The following is a 4452-nucleotide window of genomic DNA, read 5'->3' as shown; positions in this document are numbered from 1 at the left end:
GGAGCCGACCTGGGTGGGGGCTGCCTCGGGGGCTGTCTTGGGGGCGGAGGTTGTCTGGGTGGCGGGGGTTGTCTGGGTGGCGGTGGCTGTCGCCGGGGCGGCGTGGGCGGATTCGGCGGCCAGGCCGGGCGGTGGTTCGGGTCCCGCCGGATCACCTGGGACGGCTCGGCGTCATGGCGGCGCGGTCCCGGACGCCGCGAGCGCGGGTCGGGAGGTCCCCCTGAGGCGGTGAAGTCGTCCACAGCAGAAATGTACGTGGCCGATGCGCTATCGCAGCCAGGTCAGATGATCCGCCACGAGCGCGTAGCCGACGAATGCCACCGCGTCGATCAGGGTGTGGGCGATGATCAGCGGCCACAACCGCCCGGTGCGCTGCCATGCGTAGCCGAACACCAGGCCCATCACCACGTTGCCGAGACCCGCGCTGTAGCCCTGGTACAGGTGATATGCGCCGCGCAGCAGGCTGGAGATCACCAGTGCCCGTCCGGGGCTGACGTCGAGCTGGCGCAGCCGGGTCAGCAGGAACCCCACCACGATGATCTCTTCGGCCCAACCGTTGGCGAACGCCACGCCGAGCAGCATCGGGATGCGCCACCACGTGTCGTACAGCTCGGCGGGTTCGACGTCGGCGCTCAGGCCCATGACTCGGGCCAGCACGTAGAAGCCAAGGCCGGGCAGGCCGATCAGCAGGGCCAGGCCGAGCCCACCCAAGCCGTCGGCACGCCATTGCGGGCGCGACAGCCCGATCGCGGATGGTCCGAAACCGCTGCGCCACAACAGGTAGAGGGCCAGCGCTCCCCAGGACAGCAGCTGCAGGACCACGGCCAGATGCAGGCCGAGGTCGATCAGGTCGAACGGGGAGCGCTTCGGGTTGAGGGCGACCGTCTGGCCGGACAGCCCGAGCAGCACGGCCTCGATGAGCCGCAGCCCCGCGGTGTAGGCGCTGAGCCCGAACGTCACCGCCAGCACGACGGCGATCTCGATCTTGAGCGTGCGACGCTGCGGCTCGAGCTGCTCGTCGGGCCCGGTAGCCGAAGTCGTCACCGAAGCTACGGTAGCTGCGCCCGGGCCGCGGGGAAGATCGTGCGGGTCAGATCCGGCGCGCGCGCAGGCCGTTGAGGAACGGGCAGCCCATCAGGACGCGGATGGCCTGGCTCAGGCCGGTGACGTCATCGACCGGCTTGGGGAACGGCAACCGCACGTCGTGGTCGCCGTGTTCGTTCTCCACCCGCAGCTGCACGCCGTAGCGGTCCAGACCCAGCGGGCGGACCCGGCCCTGGCGCAGGGTCATCGGCAGGCGGGTGGCCAGGCGCTCCACCACGTCGCGGTGGGAGGACTCCATGTGTTGCAACCAGCCGGATTCCATCGCGCAGAACGGATCAGGGCGGGCCTGAAGCAGGGCGCCCAGGCCGACCGACTCGGCACCCGTGGAATCGGCCACCACCACCGACTCGATCTCCAGGCGCATCAGCATGTAGTTGTCGTCATCCTGTCCGGCGTCCGACGCGGCCCTGGAGTTGACCTGCAGCAGGGCCGGATCCGGATTCTCGGTGGCGACCAGATCGAGCAGTGCGGCGACCTCCGACGACGGCACGTGCTGCAGGCGGCCGCGGATCCACACCAGGGAGCGCACCGGCTCGCGCAGCGGCAGCGGGGCGTAGTCGGTCATCTCCAACACGGCCTGGACCCCGGCCGAGCCGGCCGACATCGCCATGCCGGCCAGCGGGCTGTTCTCGGGGACCGTGATCGCGAAGGACCCGTCGTCGAGCAGGTGATGAACGGGCGAGGCGACCGGCTCGATGCCCTCGACCGCGAGCATGGCGCCGCCGCCTCGCGCGCATGCACTGCGGATCCGCTCGGCTGTCGTCGGTGTCGCTATGGCCATCTCGCCGCCTTCGAAACTAGGTGAGGTCTTTAGGTGAGGTAAGCCTAACTTAACTGCGCGGTGCGGTACGGGCAAGGCTTTCGTGAAACACCGGCCGGACCGTCATCGACCCATAGCCCGCCCGTCGACCCGATAGGGTTGGGACGTGCCGCGCATCGCCTACCTCGGGCCGGAGGGAACCTTTACCGAAGTGGCGTTATTGCAGATGGTGGCCCACGAGTTGGTGCCGGACCTGCAGCCGGCGACCGGTGAGGGCAAGGACCGCTTCACCCCCGTCCTGACCGACAGCACCCCCGGTGCGCTGGCCGCGGTCCGGGACGGCCGGGCCGACTACGCCTGCGTGCCGATCGAGAACTCGATCGAGGGATCGGTGTTGCCCACGCTGGACAGCCTGGCGGCCGGCAAACCGCTGCAGATCTACGCCGAGCTGACCCTCGACGTCGCCTTCACGATCGTCACCCGCCCCGGGCACAGCGGGCCGGTGCGGACCGTGGCCGCATTCCCGGTCGCCCTCGCGCAGGTGCGCCGATGGCTGGCCGCCAACCTGCCCGACGCCGAGATCGTGCCCGCCACCTCCAACGCCGCGGCCGCCCACGAGGTCGCCGGGGGCCACGCCGACGCCGGGGTGAGCACCCGGCTCGCCGCCGAGCGCTGCGGCCTCGACATCCTGGCCGCCGACGTCGTCGACGAGGCCAACGCCCGCACCCGGTTCGTCCTGGCCGGCCCGCCCGGCGTACCGCCGGCAGCCACCGGAGCCGACCGCACCTCGGTGGTGCTGCGCCTGGACAACGTCCCGGGTGCGCTGGTCACGGCGATGACGGAATTCTCGATCCGCGACATCGACCTGACCCGGATCGAATCCCGGCCCACCAGAACCGAGCTGGGCACGTACATGTTCTTCCTGGACTGCGTGGGACATATCGATGATGATTCGGTGGCCGAGGCACTCAAAGCGCTGCACCGACGTTGTACTGATGTGCGATATCTGGGTTCATGGCCGACCGGAGCGAGCGCGGGTGCGCCCCCGCCGCGGCTGGACGAGGCCACACGGTGGTTGACGGGCTTGCGTGACGGGACGGGCGGCTCATGAGCGGACGGCTGATACTCGTCCGCCACGGTCAGTCTCACGGCAACGTCGCCCGGCGTCTGGACACCCGGCCGCCCGGTGCCGAGCTGACCGACCTCGGCCATGACCAGGCCCGGCGGTTCGCCGGCACGCTCGGTCAGCGTCCGTCGATCCTGGCCCACTCCGTGGCCCGGCGCGCAGCGCAGACCGCAGCCGGAATCGGCACCGAAACCGGCCTTGTCCCATTCGAATTCGAAGGGGTCCACGAAGTCCAGGTCGGTGAACTGGAGGATCGCAGCGACGACGACGCCGTCGCCGAGTTCAACCGGATCTACGAGCGCTGGCACCTCGGCGAACTGGATGTGCCCATGCCCGGCGGCGAAAGCGCAGAGGCGGTCCTGGGCCGGTACGTGCCGGTGCTCACCGATCTTCGGTTGCGCTACCTCGACGACCAGGACTTCCACAGCGACATCGTGCTGGTGAGCCATGGCGCCGCGATCCGTTTGGTGGCTGCCGTGCTGGCCGGCGTCGACGGCAGCTTCGCCCTCGACCATCACCTGGCCAACACCGAATCGATTGTGCTGGCGCCGATCACCGATGGGCGCTGGAGTTGTGTGCAGTGGGCGGCGGTGACTCCGCCGTTCTATCCGGAGCCCGCCGCGACACCGGTCGCGGACGCGGTGACGTCCGAAACCGACCCGATGGGCTAGGCGTACCGCCGGCTCGAGAGTGCGCTCTCATGGGCACACTGGCAGCCGACCGCCTCACAGTCGAGGCTGAACGTGTGCGCTGCTTCCGGGGTGGTGCAGGCGTCGTCGGTGCATTCCGTGCGGTACCGGACGTGGTGGATCACGGTGCCGTGGCAATGCTCCAGACCGGCCGCGCACTCCCGGCACTGGATGGTCATAGCCCGTTGATAGCACTGTGGGCCGACAAAACGTGGTTGCCGCGCCTGGTGACCTAGCCCCAACCGAGTTCGTGGAGCCGCTCGTCATCGATCCCGAAATGGTGCGCGATCTCGTGGATCACGGTGATCGCCACCTCGTCGACCACGTCGGCCTCGCTGTCACAGAAGTCCAGCAGGGCTTCGCGGTAGATCGTGATGGTGTCCGGCAATGACCCGGCGTACCAGGAATCCCGCTCGGTCAGCGCGATTCCCCGGTACAGGCCCAGGATCTCGGGCTCGTCGGGGTCGCGATCCTCGACCAGGATCACCACGTTGTCGATCGCGGCCGCCAACTGCGGCGGGATCAGGTCGAGTGCGTCGGATACCAACTCGTCGAAACGCTGCGAGCTCATCCGCACCGGCACGGGTTACGGTCCCGGCGGTACGGGGACCGGCTCACCCGGCGGCGGGCCGGCGGGCGGCGCGCCGCCATCGGGAGCCGGTGCCGGAGCCTGTTCGGGCGCCGGGGCCTGGCCCTGCTCAGGCGGCGGCGGGTTGAACGTGTTGGCCTGCGTGGGAGCCGGCGCCGCAGTGGTCGCGGCCTGCGGCAGGTGC

At 69.8% G+C, this 4452-nt stretch carries 6 protein-coding genes and 1 pseudogene; 2 read left to right on the top strand and 5 right to left on the bottom strand.

The features are described 5' to 3' along the window. Positions 1–267 precede the first annotated feature (267 nt). A complete protein-coding gene (locus TX88_RS00680) occupies positions 268–1044 on the bottom strand; it encodes a CPBP family intramembrane glutamic endopeptidase (RefSeq protein WP_044513884.1) in 777 nt (258 codons plus the stop codon). Between the two features lie 46 nt (positions 1045–1090). Then, positions 1091–1885 (bottom strand): DUF2470 domain-containing protein, encoded by a 795-nt coding sequence (locus TX88_RS00675; RefSeq protein WP_044513883.1) that lies wholly within the window; start codon positions 1883–1885, stop codon positions 1091–1093. Between the two features lie 145 nt (positions 1886–2030). On the opposite strand from TX88_RS00675, the gene pheA reads away from it, so the two are divergent. Together pheA and TX88_RS00665 are read left to right on the top strand one after the other, a co-directional pair. Then, on the top strand, positions 2031–2975 hold the full coding sequence (pheA, locus tag TX88_RS00670) for a prephenate dehydratase (protein WP_044513881.1): 945 nt from the start codon (positions 2031–2033) through the stop codon (positions 2973–2975). Then, positions 2972–3661: a histidine phosphatase family protein gene (locus TX88_RS00665; RefSeq protein ID WP_044513879.1), complete on the top strand. Its 690-nt coding sequence runs from the start codon at positions 2972–2974 to the stop codon at positions 3659–3661. Before pheA ends, TX88_RS00665 begins: the two co-directional genes overlap by 4 nt. Here the strand turns inward: TX88_RS00665 and TX88_RS33020 are convergent. The 3 genes and pseudogenes from TX88_RS33020 to TX88_RS34105 form a co-directional block, all read right to left on the bottom strand. Beyond that, positions 3658–3858, bottom strand: a complete 201-nt coding sequence (locus TX88_RS33020) for a hypothetical protein (RefSeq protein ID WP_084621747.1) — start codon at positions 3856–3858, stop codon at positions 3658–3660. The genes TX88_RS00665 and TX88_RS33020 overlap by 4 nt on opposite strands. A 53-nt stretch (positions 3859–3911) precedes the next feature. After that, the gene (locus TX88_RS00655) at positions 3912–4262 is read right to left on the bottom strand and encodes a metallopeptidase family protein (RefSeq protein WP_044513876.1); all 351 of its coding nucleotides are present in this window, start codon (positions 4260–4262) and stop codon (positions 3912–3914) included. A 3-nt stretch (positions 4263–4265) separates the two neighbouring features. Further along, positions 4266–4452, bottom strand: a pseudogene (locus TX88_RS34105) (hypothetical protein); the annotation flags it as partial.

Source organism: Mycolicibacterium septicum DSM 44393 (genome assembly GCF_000455325.1).
Lineage (GTDB): Bacteria > Actinomycetota > Actinomycetes > Mycobacteriales > Mycobacteriaceae > Mycobacterium > Mycobacterium septicum.
The sequence above is the reverse complement of the archived record's forward strand: the minus strand, read 5'-3'. Positions and strand labels throughout refer to the sequence as shown.